This window comes from Paenibacillus dokdonensis, assembly GCF_004916975.1.
Lineage (GTDB): Bacteria > Bacillota > Bacilli > Paenibacillales > Paenibacillaceae > Paenibacillus_AQ > Paenibacillus_AQ dokdonensis.
Genome location: NZ_STGQ01000001.1, coordinates 3428520 through 3447039 on the forward strand (window position 1 = coordinate 3428520; position 18520 = coordinate 3447039).

Annotated in this window: 15 protein-coding genes; 2 read left to right on the forward strand and 13 right to left on the reverse strand. The window is 46.6% G+C overall.

Annotated elements, in window-relative coordinates; all coding sequences use genetic code 11:
• Nucleotides 1-28: 28 nt before the first annotated feature.
• Both pflB and adhE read right to left on the reverse strand, forming a co-directional pair.
• Nucleotides 29-2290, reverse strand: a complete 2262-nt coding sequence (pflB, locus tag E6W40_RS15840; protein WP_136606339.1) for a formate C-acetyltransferase — start codon at nt 2288-2290, stop codon at nt 29-31.
• A gap of 280 nt (nt 2291-2570) precedes the next feature.
• The gene (gene adhE, locus E6W40_RS15845) at nt 2571-5189 is read right to left on the reverse strand and encodes a bifunctional acetaldehyde-CoA/alcohol dehydrogenase (protein ID WP_136606340.1); all 2619 of its coding nucleotides are present in this window, start codon (nt 5187-5189) and stop codon (nt 2571-2573) included.
• A 324-nt stretch (nt 5190-5513) separates the two neighbouring features.
• Between adhE and E6W40_RS15850 the strand changes: the two genes are divergently transcribed.
• Entirely contained in the window at nt 5514-6230 is a 717-nt protein-coding gene (locus E6W40_RS15850; RefSeq protein WP_136606341.1) for a Crp/Fnr family transcriptional regulator, read from the forward strand.
• A 470-nt stretch (nt 6231-6700) separates the two neighbouring features.
• Complete coding sequence (locus tag E6W40_RS15855) at nt 6701-7588, forward strand: hypothetical protein (protein WP_136606342.1); 888 nt, start codon at nt 6701-6703, stop codon at nt 7586-7588.
• Nucleotides 7589-7658: 70 nt separating this feature from the next.
• On the opposite strand, the gene E6W40_RS15860 is transcribed toward E6W40_RS15855, so the two are convergent.
• From E6W40_RS15860 to E6W40_RS15910, 11 genes are all read right to left on the reverse strand, one after another.
• Nucleotides 7659-8690, reverse strand: coding sequence for a SepM family pheromone-processing serine protease (locus E6W40_RS15860; protein ID WP_246073025.1), 1032 nt, complete (start codon nt 8688-8690; stop codon nt 7659-7661).
• A gap of 40 nt (nt 8691-8730) precedes the next feature.
• Nucleotides 8731-9207 (reverse strand): translation initiation factor IF-3, encoded by a 477-nt coding sequence (infC, locus tag E6W40_RS15865; protein WP_136606343.1) that lies wholly within the window; start codon nt 9205-9207, stop codon nt 8731-8733.
• 149 nt (nt 9208-9356) lie between these two features.
• Nucleotides 9357-9707 carry a nitrite reductase small subunit NirD gene (gene nirD, locus E6W40_RS15870; RefSeq protein WP_136606344.1) on the reverse strand — a complete coding sequence of 117 codons (351 nt, stop codon included), beginning with the start codon at nt 9705-9707 and terminating at the stop codon, nt 9357-9359.
• Between the two features lie 32 nt (nt 9708-9739).
• Nucleotides 9740-12193, reverse strand: coding sequence for a nitrite reductase large subunit NirB (gene nirB, locus E6W40_RS15875; protein WP_136606345.1), 2454 nt, complete (start codon nt 12191-12193; stop codon nt 9740-9742).
• A 232-nt stretch (nt 12194-12425) separates the two neighbouring features.
• Complete coding sequence (locus E6W40_RS15880; RefSeq protein WP_136606346.1) at nt 12426-13133, reverse strand: hypothetical protein; 708 nt, start codon at nt 13131-13133, stop codon at nt 12426-12428.
• Nucleotides 13134-13379: 246 nt separating this feature from the next.
• Entirely contained in the window at nt 13380-14096 is a 717-nt protein-coding gene (locus E6W40_RS15885; RefSeq protein WP_136606347.1) for a hypothetical protein, read from the reverse strand.
• A 207-nt stretch (nt 14097-14303) separates the two neighbouring features.
• Nucleotides 14304-14627 carry a winged helix-turn-helix transcriptional regulator gene (locus tag E6W40_RS15890; RefSeq protein WP_136606348.1) on the reverse strand — a complete coding sequence of 108 codons (324 nt, stop codon included), beginning with the start codon at nt 14625-14627 and terminating at the stop codon, nt 14304-14306.
• Nucleotides 14628-14796: 169 nt separating this feature from the next.
• A complete protein-coding gene (locus tag E6W40_RS15895) occupies nt 14797-15528 on the reverse strand; it encodes a ThuA domain-containing protein (protein WP_136606349.1) in 732 nt (243 codons plus the stop codon).
• Nucleotides 15529-15541: 13 nt separating this feature from the next.
• Entirely contained in the window at nt 15542-16510 is a 969-nt protein-coding gene (locus tag E6W40_RS15900; RefSeq protein WP_136606350.1) for a sugar phosphate isomerase/epimerase family protein, read from the reverse strand.
• Between the two features lie 140 nt (nt 16511-16650).
• Nucleotides 16651-17742, reverse strand: a complete 1092-nt coding sequence (locus tag E6W40_RS15905; RefSeq protein WP_136606351.1) for a Gfo/Idh/MocA family protein — start codon at nt 17740-17742, stop codon at nt 16651-16653.
• Nucleotides 17735-18502, reverse strand: a complete 768-nt coding sequence (locus E6W40_RS15910) for a sugar phosphate isomerase/epimerase family protein (RefSeq protein WP_136606352.1) — start codon at nt 18500-18502, stop codon at nt 17735-17737. The genes E6W40_RS15905 and E6W40_RS15910 overlap by 8 nt, the downstream gene beginning before the upstream one ends.
• Between the last annotated feature and the right edge of the window lie 18 nt (nt 18503-18520).

Consider the following 18520-nt stretch of genomic DNA (forward strand, 5'->3'; position numbering starts at 1 on the left):
CCACAGATAATTCATTACCCTTTGCTTTTTACATCGAACCGTGGAATGTACGGTTGATGACATCCAGCTGCTGTTCGCGTGTCAGCTTCACAAAATTAACGGCGTAACCCGATACACGGATGGTCAGCTGCGGATAATTTTCCGGATGATCCATCGCATCCATCAGCTGTTCGCGGTCAAAGACGTTGACGTTCAGATGATGCGCCTTGCTTCCGAAATACCCGTCCAGCATGGCAACCAGATTCGATTTACGAACCTCCGGTTCCTTGCCAAGAGCTTTAGGCACGATCGAGAAAGTATTCGAAATGCCGTCAAGACTGTCCTCATAAGGAAGTTTGGCAACCGAACTGAGGGAAGCGAGCGCTCCCTTCTTGTCGCGTCCATGCATTGGGTTGGCGCCAGGAGCAAACGGTTCTCCCGCTTTGCGTCCATCCGGTGTTGTTCCTGTCTTTTTGCCGTACACCACGTTAGACGTAATTGTCAGAACCGATTGGGTCGGCATGGCGTTCCGGTACGCTTTGTGCTTACGGATCATGCTCATGAAGGTCTCAACCAATTCAACGGCAATGTTGTCTACACGGTCATCATTGTTGCCATAGCAAGGATATTCACCTTCGATTTCAAAGTCGACCGCTATCCCCTTTTCGTTACGGACTGGTTTAACCTTGGCGAATTTGATGGCACTCAGCGAGTCAGCTGCTACAGACAAGCCGGCGATGCCGCAGGCCATCGTGCGTAGAATATCACGGTCATGCAGCGCCATTTCAATACGCTCGTAGGAATATTTATCATGCATAAAATGAATGACATTCAGTGTGTTCATGTACAGCTTGGCGAGCCATTCCATCATTGGTTTAAAGCGTTTGATGACCACATCATATTCCAGCACCTCATCAGTAATGGACGGATATTCCGGACCAACCTGATCACCGGACTTTTCATCGATACCACCATTAATGGCATACAGCAAGCACTTGGCCAGATTCGCACGGGCACCGAAGAACTGCATCTGCTTACCGATACGCATCGCAGATACACAGCAGGCAATACCATAATCGTCGCCATAGATCGGACGCATCAGGTCATCATTCTCATATTGAATCGAGCTGGTTTCGATTGATACCTTCGAGCAGTACTTTTTGAAACCATCAGGCAGCTGTTCGGACCAAAGCACGGTCAAGTTTGGCTCCGGCGCAGGTCCCAGGTTATACAGGGTGTGCAGGAAACGGAAGCTGTTCTTCGTCACACGGGTTTGGCCGTTCGAAGACATGCCGCCGATCGATTCAGTAACCCAGGTTGGGTCACCGCTAAAAAGTTCATTATAATCAGGCGTACGCAGGAATTTTACAATTCTGAGCTTCATAACAAAATGGTCCACAAGCTCCTGCGCCTGATCTTCCGAAAGTACGCCTTCCGCCAAATCACGTTCAATATAGATATCGAGGAACGAGGAAACGCGTCCAAGCGACATGGCCGCACCGTTCTGTTCCTTAATAGCTGCTAAATAACCGAAGTAAAGCCATTGGAAGGCCTCTTTGGCATTTTGCGCCGGCTTGGAAATATCATATCCATGCATGGCAGCCATTTGCTTCAGCTCGCCAAGAGCACGAATTTGTTCAGATAATTCCTCACGCAGTCGAATCACATCTTCATCGATGACATCGACTTCCAGCTCCATGAGTTCCTGCTTTTTCTCTTTAATCAGGAAGTCTACTCCATAAAGAGATACGCGGCGGTAATCGCCAATGATCCGGCCGCGGCCGTATGCATCAGGAAGACCCGTAATAATTCCTGCTTTACGTGCAGCTCGCATATCTGTTGTATATGCATCAAACACACCTTGGTTGTGCGTTTTGCGGATATCCGTAAATGTCTTAATCATTTCTTCGGGAAGTTCAAAGCCATATGCCTTGCAAGCATCAATCATCATGCGGATTCCGCCGAAAGGCTGAATGGAACGCTTGAATGGAGCATCGGTTTGTACGCCGACGATCTGCTCTTTGTCCTTGTCGAGGTACCCCGGCTCATGAGAAACAATCGTCGAAACCGTGTTCACGTCAACATCAAGCACACCGCCGTTATCCCGTTCTTTTTTGGTAAGATCAGAAACGATCTTCCAAAGCTCAGTCGTGTTATTCGTAGGCCCAGCCAAAAACTCTTCATTGCCTTGGTATGGATTAATGTTGTTTTCAATAAAGTCATTCACATTTACTGCCTTCGTCCATTTTCCCTTCTTAAAACCTTTCCATCCTGATTGCATGTTTTGCACATCTTTTTCTAGCACCGACATCTGAATCCCTCCATCTTTTTATTTAATAGAGATCATGAGCTTGAAGGAAATCTCAAATCTCCTGAACCCGCATGAATCCGCTGTTAGGACTAAAGTATTGTGACTAATTTCACAAATGCAGTTTTATTAATGCCTTATACCCTGCGCCTTTATGCAGCTTCCGCTTCATATGCGATGTTCTTTTTACAAGTTCAGTTTACTGTTTTTTTCTGAAAATGACTGTGACAAATATCACTTCGCGGGTGATATTTGTCACAGTTTCCATCATTTTCTGTCCATGTTAACCCTCGAAGCGCCCGTAGAAGGCATCCCGATATACTTCTGCGAGTTCTGTTACAAGCGGAAGCTTAGGATTGGCCGTCGTGCACTGATCTTCGAATGCGCGATCCGCCAAATAGTCGACGCGTGCTTCAAAATCCTTGGCATCGAAGCCCAGCTCCTGGAACGATTCCTCGATTCCCAGCGTTTTATTCAGCTTGCGGATCGCCAGAATGAGACTGTTCACGCCTTCTTCTGTTGTGCGGGCTGGCAGACCCAGAATACGGGCGATTTCAGCATAACGTTCATCGGCGATAAAATGCGAGTATTTAGGGAACGAAGCGAACTTCGTTGGTTTCTTCGCATTATAACGGATGACATGCGGCATCAGAATCGCATTGGTACGGCCATGTGCTGTGTGATACTCCCCGCCCCACTTATGCGCAAGACTGTGGTTGATACCCAGGAACGCGTTGGCGAAAGCCATGCCTGCCAGCGTCGAGGCATTATGCATTTTCTCACGTGCTAAATGATCGCCTACCAATGCCGATTGCTCCAAATATTGGAACACCAGCTGGATCGCTTTAATTGCGAGCCCATCCGTGTAATCGCTGGCCATAACCGAAACGTAAGCTTCAATCGCATGTGTCAATACATCCATACCGGTATCGGCGACTGCCGTTTTCGGCAAAGTGTATACGAATTCCGGATCCACAATCGCCACATCCGGTGTTAACTCGTAATCCGCAAGCGGATACTTTGTATTACCCTGGTTTTTGTCTGTGATAACAGCGAACGAAGTAACCTCCGAGCCTGTGCCCGATGTTGTTGGAATCGCGACAAACTTCGCTTTTTGTCCAAGACGCGGATATTTGTAAATCCGTTTACGGATATCCATGAATTTTTGCTTTAGGCTCTCAAAATCAGTATCCGGATACTCATAGAACAGCCACATCGCTTTCGCAGCATCCATCGGCGAGCCGCCTCCGAGCGCGATAATGCAGTCCGGCTGGAACCGGTTCATCATTTCTGTACCACGGTCTACCGTAGTTGTCGAAGGATCGGGCTCTACATCCGAGAAGACTTCAATGACAACCGGTGTTTGGCGCTGGCGCAAATAATGTTCTACTCTTTCCACATAACCAAGTTTGACCATAACAGCATCCGTAATGATTGCCACGCGGCTGATATCCGGCATTTTAGCCAGATACTGAGTCGAGCCTTTTTCAAAATAAATCTTATCCGGTACCTTGAACCACTGCATATTCACTGTACGGCGAGCCACCCTTTTCACATTAATGAGATTGACTGCAGTCACGTTAGACGATGTCGAGTTCCGGCCATATGATCCGCAGCCAAGCGTCAGCGACGGCAGGTTCGTATTGTAGATATCGCCAATGGCACCGTGAGTCGATGGCGAATTGACAATAATACGACCCGTTTGCAGCCGATCCGCGAATTTCGAAATAACTTCCTCATTATGCGAGTGGATGACCGACGAATGTCCCATTCCGCCAAAGGCTACAACCTCAGCTGCCCGCTCGATGCCTTCTGCAGCATTCTTCACCTTGTAGCAGGCCAGTACCGGACTCAGCTTCTCGGCCGACAACGGGTACTTCATGCCTACGCCTTCGATTTCAGCGACCAGTATTTTCGTTCCGGCCGGTACACTAAAGCCGCTCATTTCCGCGATCTTGACAGCCGATTGGCCGACGATCGCCGGATTGACGGCGCATTTTTCCACGTTGATAGCTCCGGCTGTCAGTTTGGCTGCCTCATCCTCATTCACAAAGTAACAGCCGTTAGCGATCATTTTCTTTTTAACTTGGTCGAAAATCGGCTCCTCGATGATTACAGCCTGTTCCGAAGCGCAAATCATGCCGTTATCAAACGACTTGGACAGAATCAGATCCGTAACCGCCTGGTTGATATCTGCCGATTTTTCAATAAAGCATGGAACATTGCCCGGCCCAACGCCAAGAGCCGGTTTACCGCAGCTGTATGCAGCGCGCACCATGCCCGAACCTCCGGTTGCCAATATGAGGGCTACATCCGAATGATTCATCAAAGCATTGGTTTTTTCCATGTTCGGCTCTTCAATCCACTGGATGCAGTCTGCCGGGGCTCCATGCTTCACAGCTGCCTCGAGTAATGTTTTAGCCGCTTCTCTGCTGCATTGCTGGGCTGAAGGGTGGAAACCGAAAATAATAGGATTACGTGTTTTAATAGAGATAAGTGCTTTAAACATCGTTGTTGATGTCGGATTCGTTACGGGTGTTATCCCCATAATAATGCCGACCGGCTCAGCTATTTTCTGATAGCTTTCATATGGATTGTCTTCAATGACGCCAACGGTCTTTTCATACTTAATGCTGTGGTAAATATACTCCGTTGAGAACATGTTCTTGGTGATTTTATCTTCGTAGATGCCTCTTCCCGTTTCTTCAACCGCAAGCTTTGCCAGGTACATATGCTTGTCGAGTCCTGCCAGGGCCATTGCCTGAACGATGTCATCAATTTGCTCCTGGGTCATGCTCATAAATTTTTCCTGCGCCTTGTTTGCCTTGTTGATCAGGGTCTGGATGTACTCTTCGGCTGATTGCTGTTTTGTATTGGCAACAATATCATTTTTTACAGCCATATCTCTCATCCTCTCAGGTAAATTTTGGTTTTATCTCTCTCTCGGTTTGATCATAACATAATCATGAAAAGATTTAAAGTGAAAACTTTCACAAAGTTTGAATACTTTCAACATTTATTTTCAAAGCGCTTTCATTACCGATTTACTGCTCTGTAAGGTGTTATGTAAAAATCTGAATATAGAAATTCATTTAAAAGTGAAATTAATCACAATGTCGGAATTTCGACACTTTTATGGGCTATTCTCCCCCCAAAAACAGATTTTTTCGGGTTATAATTAGTTTAAAATTTACTGAAAATTGAAGATACAAAGGGGATAACGAGTATGAGCAACCAACTGAATGTTATCGAAGCCCGTGGGAATACAAGCTGCTTTACAGAACAAAACATAGATCGTCTAATGGTCATTATGAAGGAACGCATCGTGCCTGAAGGCTCGCATCTGTTCTGGGAAGGTGATTTTTCCGATAAGCTGTTTTATGTCAAACGCGGCCGTATTAAATTGACCAAATCGACGGATGAAGGTAAAGAGCTGATTCTGTATATGTATCAATCGGGAGATATGGTTGGTCAAGCGGATCCTTTTTTCAGCAGCAAGCACAGCTTTACAGCGGAAGTACTTGAGGAAAGTGAAATTGGAGTTATTGATCAAAAGGATTTGGAGATGCTGATCTGCCAGCACTGTGATTTCGCGATCGATTTCATGAAATGGATGGGTATCCACCACCGCCTGACTCAAACCAAATTCCGTGATCTGATGATGTACGGTAAACCTGGGGCACTCTGCTCGACTCTGATCCGACTCGGCAATACGTATGGTGAAAAACATGGAGATACGATCCTTATTCATAAAAAAATTACCCACACCGACCTCTCGAACATGATCGGAGCAACCCGCGAAAGCGTAAACCGAATGCTCAGCGATCTGCGCAAAAAAGATGCTGTGGAATACGAGAATGGTATGATAGTTATTAAAGATCTTGGAATGCTCCAGGATATATGCCATTGTGAAATGTGTCCAAATGAAATCTGCCGGATCTAGCTGCTGCTTCATTGATCCCTTCCGGCTTAGATATACACCTGTTAAAAAACTTCCGTAACCGATGCATGGTTTTGCGGGAGTTTTTTTGTGCGCAAAAAGGCCCAATCTATTCCTGAACTGAATAATTTTAAATCAATTCCTCTTTCTCCCCCTCAATATACCTATTAATGTCACAGAAATGACTATAATCCTCAATATAAGGACTTAAGTCCTATGAAACTTACGGATAAAAGAACCGAAAATTATGTTATAACCCGTTCCCAAGTCTCATTCGATTGCGCAGTTCTTCCTATAAATCAATTAAGGAACTGAGCACTGCCCGATACAAGGAGGTTAGGCTTGTACCCGATAAGAACTACATACACCCAAACTTGTCGCCGAAGATCAAAGGTCTGAAGTCTAATTCACCCAATGTAAAAGGGCATAATGAATCATACGTCTGTACAGATCATTTAAGGAGTGTAAACCATATGGCAGCAAAATTTTTAACCCGCTTATGTTTGATCACCGTTTTCTGCAGTGTTATTTTGTCCGGAACCGGACTGTTTTCTCCTCAAGAGGCTAAAGCCCAAGGTTATTATCAGAAAGCCACCTGGCTGTGGAATACCGAACGGATTCGGAAAAATCCGCAGGAGGTTTTATCGTTTCTGAGTCAGAATCAGGTCAATCTCGTTTATTTGCAGATTAATATCGATATTCCGGTATCTTATTATAAAAGCTTTATCAAAGAATCCAATGAGCTCGGAATCCATGTTGAAGCACTGAATGGTGCTCCGCTCTGGGGTCTTGAATCCGAACGCTACAAAATTACAAACTTCCTGAGCTGGATTCAGGCTTATCAAAATGGCGCTGCTGCTGCAGAGAAATTCAGCGGTATTCATGTGGACATTGAGCCTCATGTCCTATCCCAATGGAAGATAGACCAAGAGGATGTCATACGTCAGTGGCAGAGCAACGTCCTGTATCTGAGATCGGAAGCCGAAAAGCTCAACCTTCCGCTCGCAGCTGATATTCCATTCTGGCTAGGCAATTACACCGCTGCCGACGGCACAACATCACTGAGCCGGTTTATGATCAGCCAATATGATTCTGTCACCATCATGTCGTACCGTGACACTGCTTCGGCTATTAACAGCATCGCAAAAAAAGAGCTTGAGGATGCCACTGCTCTTGGCAAACAAGCCTTTGCTGCTGTCGAAACCAAACCTAGCAATGAAGGCGACTTTCTCACGTTCTATGAAGAAGGGGCAGCCTATATGAATGAGCAGCTCGTCCAGCTTCATGAACTTGCCAAAGTGAATCCGTCTTATGCCGGTATTGCAATCCATGATTTTGACGGCTGGAAAGATCTCAAATAATTTATTATAAAAAAAGGGGTGCCCTTCAGGTCATTAGACCGGAGGGCACCCCTTTTTATGAGCAGAGATACTATGATTTCGGCTGAAGCTGCTTTAAATAATGAAGTGCTTCCTGATTATTTCGAACCGGCACGATTTGGATAGAATAATTTCTCTTCTTGGCTTCATCCATGATATCTTTGGCGTTGGTGTCACCCGGCTGCACATCAGCTGGGCAGAAGAAGATGTCCACCTTTCCATCATGTGCTGCTACGATTTTATCGCGAATGCCTCCAATCTGGCCGACATTCCCTTCCTGGTCAATGGTACCAGTACCTGCTATCTGGTAGCCTTTCGTCAGATCCTCCGGTAGAACCTGGTTTAATATCTCCAGAGAGAACATCAATCCAGCGGAAGGTCCGCCAATGTCACGGGTATTGATTTTAACCTGACGCGGTGGAAGGATATCGAACTCATCTTCCGGCTGGATGCCAAGGCCTACTTTACCTTGATCATTGATGACGGTCAGTTCGAACGATTGCTCCTGCCGTTTCCCTTCATGCAAATACACCATATTCACCGATTCACCCGCTTTTTTCGCACTCAAATAGGCGATTACATCAGCTGATTTCTTCATCTCCTTCCCATCGATCTCCGTAATAATATCGCCCACGGATATTTTGCCCTTGGCCTTGGAAACGGGAAGAACATTGGTGACGAAAACACCTTTGTTCTGCACAGGTACGACTTCTCCTGCAGCACGCAGACCTGCAATAACGGCATTTTGCTGGGAAGAGGTCATCATATGCCTGAGCAAGAAATCATATTCATCCTCGGAAAGATTTCCGCTGACGCTCTTTTCCTTGCGAATCTGTGTATCCGGTGCAAACCAGCCGTAGATCAGGTAGTACAGATGAGAGGTTTTAATGGTTGAAACGGTAGTTAGATAAAAATTCCCCTGCTCCGATTTATGTCCGTTCTCAACGGTGATAACCGGAGAAAGTGGCTCCACATCACCTGGCTGATACAAATAATACGGCATCGGAATCATCAGGACGACCAGCAGGGCCACGGCGATCCCTGCGCTCCATATATACTTTTTCGTTTTTTTAGTTGAGCTCACGTTTAAACGAATCCTTCCTAGCTATGATGGGATAGGTTATTTATTTATCCGGATTGAGCTGTACTGCGGCCTGCTTGCCGCTGAGCTGAACTCCTGTGGTTTTGCGTCCCACATGACTCAAATCCTTCATCAAACGCTCCAGCAGCTCTTTGGCAACCGCTCCCTCTTTGCCTTTGATACGAACCACTAGAAGAACCGCGTCACCGGATTCCAAAATTTTCTCTGCCTGTCGCTGTTTTGTGTCATAGTCATGCTCCTCAATCTGGGGAGTCAGACGAATTTCCTTGACTTTCATCTGACGCTCAGAGGCTTTGGCCTGCTGCTTTTCTCTCTTCGCCTCTCCCGCTCCAATCAGCTTGCACGGAGGCGGACTGCTCATCAGAGACATGCACACCAGATCAACCTTCAGCTTCTTTGCCATGGCAAGTGCCTCAGAGATCGGTACTATACCAAGATCTTCTCCATTCAAACCGGTAAGAGCGACTTCCGCCGCTTTGATTTTTTCATTCATTATCATTTGCATACACTCCTGTCCATCCATATTTTACAACGGACAGGTGGTTGTTGAACATACCATATCATGAGTAGATATTAAAAAAGCTTGCATCCGTTGAACCGGATGCAAGCTTTTGTTCCATGTGCGCACAGGTACAGCGGCAATTACAGTTATGTCCCGATGCCCTGCTCATGCCTGCTGTTCATACCTATGCTAACCGTACCTTCTTCAATAAGCACCTGATGTGTTTGAACTTCGCCATGATCCGGCGCTTGTACAAGTCCATCCCGCAAATCGATTTTCCAGTCATAAAGCGGATCATAGATAAAATGTCCGGATACCATTCCCTCCGCGAGCGGTCCTCCTTTAGGATGAGGACTACGGTTGTCAAGCGCGTACAATTCTCCACTGGTGGTACGAAAAACAGCAATTTCCTGCCCCTCAATATGCACTACACGGCCCATTTGTACATAATAATCTTCCAAGCTTCCTGCCGGATAGTATTTCACCGTTTTATCCATGCTGCTCTCTCCTCCTTCCCATACAAAAGCTCTTATACTTCAAGCTGATTGTGCGGAGCATCCCCGATTACCTCTCCATACATCACCCGCCGTGTTCCATTCTGTCTCAGCACTTGGCTCCATGGCTCTTCGACCTGTTGAAGAGCAAAGTTATTGCGATCAAGGAGCTGCATGCGCTGCTCTTCATCCTCCAGTACCGCGGCTTGAATCGCTTCAAGGCCCATCCGTTCCACCCATTCCGATGTTCTCTCCAAATATTTGCCCGTTTCACGGTACAGCTGAATGACCGCTCCGCAGATATCTACCAGCTCCTGGTCGGTTTTCACTTTGCAGAAGGAGTCTGCAATTCGAGGTTTAATACCTCCATTGCCACCAACAAAGATCTCCCAGCCGCCATCATTGCCTACGATGCCGATATCCTTGGTACAGGATTCTGCGCAGTTGCGCGGACAGCCATTTACCGCCATTTTGAACTTTGCCGGAAAATCCAGCCGTTCAAACTTACGCTCCAGTAAAGCTCCCATGGCCATCGAATCCTGTGTGCCAAACCGGCAGAACTGGGATCCTACGCATGTTTTGACAGTGCGGAGTGACTTGGCGTACGCGTACCCCGATGGCATATCAAGCTCTTCCCATACCTTGGGCAGATCTTCTTTTTTGACTCCGATCAAGTCCAGCCGCTGTCCTCCTGTGACTTTTACTACCTTCACATCATATTTCAGGGATACGTCAGCGATCCTTTTTAGATCCTCAGGTGTAGTCACTCCCCCGTACATTCGCGGAACCACCGTATATGTGCCGTCCTTTTGAATGTTCGCATGCAGCCGTTCATTTACAAAACGCGATGCCTTCTCATCCTCATGCTCGGCTGGATAGACCATACCAAGATAATAATTAAGGGCAGGACGGCATTTCGAACAGCCTTCCGGATGGCTCCATTCCAAGACGTTCATAACCTCACGTATCGTTTTCAAGCCTTTCCCGCGGATTTCAGCAACGATTTCGTCACGGCTAAGCTTTGTGCAGCCGCATATTCCCTGCTTGCTCTCCGATTGAAAGCCATCTCCAAGCACATACTGCAGGATTTGCTCAACTACAGGCTTACAACCGCCGCATGACCGGGTAGCGCCTGTACATGCCTTGATTTCTTCCACAGTCGTCAGCCCTTGTTCTGTGATGGCTTCCACGATCATTTGCTTGGTTACCCCGTTACATCCGCATACAATTTCTTCACTGGCCATCGTTTCAACAGAGAGGCTCTTTTTCGCACCGCTGCTTCCACAGCAGCCCCCTCCCATGATCTCGTTATAAATGTCGTCTGTCATCAAAGCATGCTCTTTGACCAGCTTTTGCAGTGGAGCTGCTTCTGTCACATCACCAAACAATACCGCACCTGCTATTTTCCCATCCTGCAGCAGAATTTTTTTGTACGTATGCTTCCAGTCGTTTTGCGCTGCGATAACGGTGTGCATAGGTCCCTCAATAAACTCACCGGCAGAAAATACATCAACACCGGAAATTTTCAGCTTGGTGGATACGATTGAACCCTCATACGGTTGAGTTGCCACACCACAAATATGTTTGGCCAGCACGTTGCCCTGTTCAAACAATGGCGCCACGAGACCATAACATACGCCGCGATGCTCATTGCATTCGCCCACCGCGTAGACATGATGCATGGAGGTTCTCATGAAATCATCCACGACAATCCCTCTTTTGACAGCAATACCGCTCGCCTTGGCTACGCTTGTATTGGGTTTAATCCCTGCAGCCATAACTACAAAGTCACAAGCTAGCTCCGTTCCATCACTAAATCGCAGCCCTTCCACCCGCTTGCCGCCAATCAGCTCCGTGGTCTTTTTTTCCATCGCAAATCCGATTCCCTGACGCTCCAGTTCATCCTTCAGCATCAAAGCCGCTTGATGATCAAGCTGCCGTTCCATGAGATCCTCCATCAAATGAACGACTGTAACCTGCATTCCAAGACTGACAAGTCCCTTCGCGGCCTCCAGCCCCAGCAGTCCACCACCAATAACTGCGGCACTGCGATAGCTCCGTGCAGCCTCAATCATTTGGTTGCAGTCTTCAATATTTCGGAAACCCACCACTCCTTGCTTGTCGCAGCCTGGAATCGGCAGGATTAGTGGACTCGAACCGGTAGCGATAATGGCCTTGTCGTAAGGCATAGATGCCCCATCCTCGGTAATGACCCGTCTTGTTACACTGTCTATCCTTGCCACTGTCGTGTCTGTATACAATTTGATTCCATGATCCTCATACCAGTTCAGGTCATTCAGAATAATATCATTGATGGTTTTGCTGCCCTCCAAAACATAAGAAAGCATAATCCGATTGTAGTTGGGATGAGGCTCACTGCCAAATACCGTAATGTCATATGAACCGCTGAGCTTTAATATCTGTTCTACCGTACTGATTCCAGCCATCCCGTTTCCGATGACTATCAATTTCTCCTTGTCCGCTTTCATCACAAAAGCCTCCTTCCAATGTTGCAGCAGCAATCAGCCAATAATTTATGATCGTTTTCAAGTTCTGCGCTAAATACTTTCTTTGGATATCTTCATTATAGAGGATTGTTAAAATTTGAAATGTGATTTAATTCACATTAGTTATGAATGATTTCACTTATTTTGTCACACATTTATTATTTATTAACTGTTTTTTTTCAATTCGTCCGTTATTCATATGTATTTTCAACAGCTAAGACCTGTCCAATCGAATTTCCACCTCATCCTGGGGTGTCAGCCTCATATCGAGACCATTCTCAACGAGCTCCTTGCTGTTCACTTTAATCACCCATTTTTCAATGGACTTTGGACTATAACCTTTCACGGTATCGATAAGCCGCTTATTCATGGACAGCTTGATGAAATCCGTGCTTAACAGCATATCACGTACGCTTTGATTTTCAACATAAGGAAGAATATACGTGTGCGATATTCCCGGCTGGATTGATCCTCCGTTCAGTTTAAGAACTGTGAACTGCAGATTGTTATCTGACTTTTTCTGTTCTGTAGGCTCAATCGAAATACCGATCTCATCATTTTCCTTGAGAACAGTATCCAGCTTGTCCTTTCCAAGCTTTTTCTTGTTAAGCTCCAGTCCCCATGCGAATGCAGGTGAAAGCGAGACTTGGCTGATCGAACGGATGGATCCGTCGTCTGCAAAGATCACAATCCCGCTGTTCTGCAGGCCTTCATGAATCGTTTCTCCCTGCTGCAAATATTTTTCAAGATCCCGGATAATTTCAGGAGAGAAAAAATCATCCTTTTCAGAAATCAATATCGTAGAGACGTCGCCGGCATAGACCTTGGCTGCTGCCTCCTTGGATTTGTCATTGCTGCAGCCCGCAAGGATAAGCGAAACTGCTATGATGAAAGCGATTGCTCTTTTTATTCCTTTCTCCACCCTAACACCACCTTCAGTTGTTCATTTCATGCTTCTGCCCGGTATGAAAAACATCTACCGACCTCTATCCACCGCAGACAGACCGATTTTAGCTGAAGTATCTCACCAGATCAGGAATCCATATATATATCACATGCTACTTATCTTAAAATCCTCAAAAAAATAGAGCTCTCACCCTGAGAACTCTATTTTACCATAGGCGGACAAGGTTTTTCGACAGAAAGGAACGGTTTTTGACGAAAAATATCAGTTAATGAGCGCCTGCATAAATGTTCTGCTGCCATCCGTGTTTTTGAGATAGGGTCCGAGCCCCAAAAAATGACTCCGGTCCACATAAACTCCCGTCATCCAGGTACCCTCAAGCACCTCGCCATCCAAGTGTACGAGCAGTGGTGGAGCAGAGATAAATTCTTGAAAAACGGGAATACGCATATCATGCTTTTTGAAGGGTTTACCTGATTGTTGAAAAGGGATTTCACTGACATACGTAGGAACGAAGTACGTGGAGATGACTTCCATCTCCTCTTCATTATAGAAGGGGGAATCTCCCAAAAAGGGGTGGAACAATGCAATTTCTTCAAACTGTGACCAGATCAGAACTTGTAAAAGCATGCTCTGGAACCTGCCGTTATGGAATATATATTCCCGTTTATCGGGCACTTCCTTCTCCGTGGCAGGTGTGAGACTTTCCACGTAATGTCGTTCACAACCTATACACTTCCAGCCTGACGGGCTTTGAATCCATTTTTGAAAAACGGGACTGCTGTTTTCTCCGCCTGCAGAAAGCGACTCCTGAGTGGGCCTCTGAACGGCCCATGACTTCCACATCGATTCCGGCAAATTACGCATTAGCATCGTGATCGCTTTATCGTAAATATCACGCACTTTGATAGAAGCGCTTTCAAGTTCATTAACATCCTCTTTGCCATACCTGATTCCCTGGGAAAGTACTCTTTTTCTCATCGTCGTCCGCCTCCTTAAGCGCCGAAAAGGCAGTTTTTTACCAATTATACTACAGAATCCGCGGTAAGGTGCAAGTCTCTGCCTAAATTTAGCAAAAAAATCCAAATGGAAATCTATCTTCACCCTCATTCTTTACCTTTACATGGAACAAAAACCTTCCTCGCAAATACAAGGAAGGTCTGTCATTACAGTTGGTTTTTCAGTTGACTATTCAAGGTCAACCCAATGCTCCGCCCAGTTTTGAACCTGGTCCATAACGGGCTGCAGTGCTTTGCCTTTTTCCGTCAATTCGTATTCAATCCGGACCGGTGTTTCAGGATAGACATGGCGTACCAAAATACCTTCGGTTTCCAAATCCTTCATACGCTCGGAAAGCATCTTATCGCTCATGGTAGGTATGATATGGGATATATCCTTAAACCGTTTCGGTCCGGTCATCAACGAGTAAATAATCAATCCATTCCAACGTTTACCGAGAACGGAAAAAGCTGTTTCAAACCGCGGACACATACTGAAATCCTGACTGTTCATGATCTTCACCTCTTTACAGGATCCATGTAAACAGTTACGTCTCATGAAAGCTTACATTAAGTTAGTTTGTTTCATTTTAACACATTTCATGCTAAAAGAAAACTCATCTGCAAGTGAATCCGCGTAAATAGCAAAAAGCGGCAGCATTGACAGCCACCGCTTTACCTGCTTATGCCATGGGTACCTCACCCAATGCTCTTACCGGCTGCATATTGCCAAACTGCAATGCGTTTCCGGAGGCCGGATTAGCCCATTTGACACCATTCGAAATGACTTTGATAATTTCAGGCTGGTAATAGGTTGGGTATGTCTCATGTCCTGGACGGAAATAAAAGATTTTCCCCCGTCCGCGGCGGAACGTACAACCGCTTCTGAATACCTCGCCGCCTTCAAAGTTACTGATAAATACCAGCTCATCCGGTGTTGGAATATCGAAATATTCTCCATACATCTCTTCATGCTCCAGGATGATTTTCGCGTCAATTCCCTCAGCAATCGGATGGGACGGATTCACATTCCACAAAATTTCCTGTTCTCCCACCTCACGCCACTTCAGATCGCATGATGTTCCCATCAAAGCTTTAAACGGTTTGGAGAAATGTCCGGAATGCAGGACGATTAGCCCCATCCCTTCCTGAACGCGCTTGACCACCCGGGCAGTAATTTCATCACTAACACGGTCATGCGCCATATGCCCCCACCAGACCAGAACATCGGTGGTATTCAGAACTTCCTCTGTCAAGCCGTGTTCCGGCTGATCGAGCGTTGCAGTCGTGATAGCATAGCCGCTGCTTTGAAGACCTTCGGCCAATACCGTATGAATGCCTTCCGGGTAAACAGCCTTTACTTCATCATGAATCTTCTCATGGACAAATTCGTTCCAGATCGTTACGTTAATCATTTTTTGTATCCCCCTAGACCCACCACATGTCGCCAAGCGACTCTTCAATGAGTACTTGCTGTAAGTTAGCTACGGCTTTCGAGAAGCCTTCTTCAATAGACATCAGACCGTCTTCATGCTCAATGCTGACCGCATAATCATATCCAACCAGACGCAGTGCACTAATGATATCAGCCCAAGTCTTCACATCATGGCCGTAGCCAACGCTGCGGAACTGCCATGCGCGATCCAGCATGTTAGTATAAGGCTGCATATCTGTAAGACCATAACGGTTCACGTTGATCGGATCGATCACAGTATCCTTCGCGTGGAAATGGTGAATCGCTCCTGCACGGCCCAAAATGTGAATTGCCTGTACCGGATCAATGCCCTGCCACCACATGTGGCTTGGATCCAGGTTGGCACCGATGGTTTCCCCTGCTGCCTCGCGCAGGCGTAGCAGTGTTGCCGGCGTATGCACCGAAAAGCCGCCATGCAGCTCAAGTCCAATTTTCACATGATGCTCTGCCGCAAATTTAGCCTGTTCCGTCCAGTAAGGAATAACTTTGTTTTCCCACTGCCAAGCCAAAATCTCCTGGTAATCATTCGGCCACGGAGCGACTGGCCAGTTTGGATACTTCGCATTCTCATGATCTCCCGGGCAGCCGGAGAAGGTGTTAACCACCTGTACACCCAGCTTCTCCGCAAGCTTAACGGTATTCACAAAATCTTCGTGATCCGCTTGTGCCAGATGCTTCTGTGGATGGAGCGGGTTGCCGTGGCAGCTGAGGGCACTGATCATCAAACCGCGGGATTCCACCGCATGTTTAAATTCTTTCAGCTTTGCTTCGTTTTCCAATAGTTCAGCAGGATTACAGTGAGCCTTGCCGGGATTACCACCCGTACCAATTTCTACTGCCTTTAAACCTTTGGAAGCCACATAATCCAGTGCATCCTCCAGCTTGCGTTCACCAAACAACACCATAAATACGCCGAGTTTCAACGAAAATTCCTCCTTAGCCTTGATTCATTTATTAGTAGATACTTCCAAGTTACGATCGCTTTGAAATCCGAAACCCCATACAGCCCTGGCTGCATGGGGAAAGGAAGTGGATGATTCCATGATTAACTTATTCGAAAATACTATTCAAAATAAACAGCTTTACCGGTTTTGGCAGACTCATAAATAGCCTCCAAAATTTGTGTTACCACAAATGCCTGCTCTGGTTTGACGACAGGCTCTTTGTCTTCGAGAATGGCATCCAGCCACAATCTTTGCTCCAGATCCGCTTCATTTTCCGCTGCACCGGAGTAGAATGCAACCCCGCCCGCATTGAGGTCAATATTGGTATCATACAAACGGCTTAATTTCTCACCGTTAATACGCAGTCCGTCTTTCATATCTGCGCCGCCCTCGGTACCTGCGAGAATGGTTTTGGCTTCGCCGGTTTCCACGACATTCAATGCCCAGCTGGATTCCAGGATAATCGTTGCCCCGTTCTCCATCGTGATGAAACCAAATGCGGAATCTTCCACTTTGAACTGTTCCGGATCCCATGGTCCGAATGCATTCGCCGCGTTTTCACGGTGTCCAAGCTTATGGAATGTCGAACCAAGCACGCTCTTCGGCTTGTAGTTGTCCATCAACCAGAGAGTCAAGTCCAGTGCATGCGTACCGATATCGATAAGCGGGCCTCCGCCTTGTTTTTCTTCATCCAAAAACACGCCCCATGTTGGAACCGCACGGCGGCGGATTGCCAAAGCCTTGCCGAGATAAATATCTCCGAGCTCTCCGGCTTCGCAAAGCTGTTTCAGATATTGGCTGTCATTACGGTAGCGGTTTTGATAACCGATGGTAAGCTTTTTACCTGTACGTTTTGCAGCATCTACCATTTCTTGTGCTTGAGCAGCAGTTTTGGCCATTGGCTTCTCGCACATTACATGCTTGCCGGCTTCCAACGAGGCCACAGAGATCTCCGAGTGAGAATCATTCGGTGTACATACATGGATAACATCAATACTTTCATCCTTGAGCAGTTCGTGGAAATCCGTGTATACTTTAGCACCTTCTGCCCCGAATTCCTCAGCAGCTTTTTCAGCGCGTTCCTTTACAATATCACAGAAAGCCACCATTTGAGCATTGGGCTGCTTGGCCAGACTTGGCATATGCTTACCATTAGCGATTCCTCCGCAGCCAATGATTGCAATTTTCAATGTTTGATTCGAATTAGACATTTACAGGTCCTCCATTTTGGGCGTAATTTTTAATCCATTCCATACTTTTTGCAATGCTTTCAAGCGGTGGATTCTGGCAGAAATCCTGCTCTACAACAATCCATTCGACTCCCGCTTTGTCCGCAGCTTCAGCAACGGCTTTCAAATCCACTTCGCCTTCACCAAGCTCTACCGTTAGTGGTGAACCGTCCTCTTGTCTGCGCACATCCTTCCAATGGACAATTGGAAGACGTCCAGCGTAGGCTTCGATATACTCAGCAGGGCTGTATCCTGCGAAGTGAGTCCAGCAAGTGTCCAGCTCAACCTTGAGCAGATCCGCAGGAACGGCATCATACATGGAGTCAAATACCGTTTTATCCCCGATCTTTTCGGTGAATTCGAAATCATGGTTATGGTACAGCAGCGTTGCCTGCTGCTCTTTGCAGCGTTCACCAATCGTCTTGAGATTTGCGAACACCTCGTCCCATTTGCGCTGGTCATCGCCCAAATAAGGAACAATCAGATTGGTATTGCCGATTTCTTTATTGTAGGCGATTTCCTCATCAAGGGCGTTCAGCATGCGGTCATACGCGGTATGCGTTCCAAGGGCAACAAGACCGTATTGATCCAGCAATGCCTTGACCTCAGAGGCCGGACGTCCGAAGAAAGTGTGGAACTCCACACCCTGATATCCAAGTTCTGCTACTTTCTTCAAAGTACCCTCAAAATCCTGCTCCATTTGATCACGAACGGTGTACAATTGCAAACCCAATTTCAACATGTTTGCCACACTCCTGTT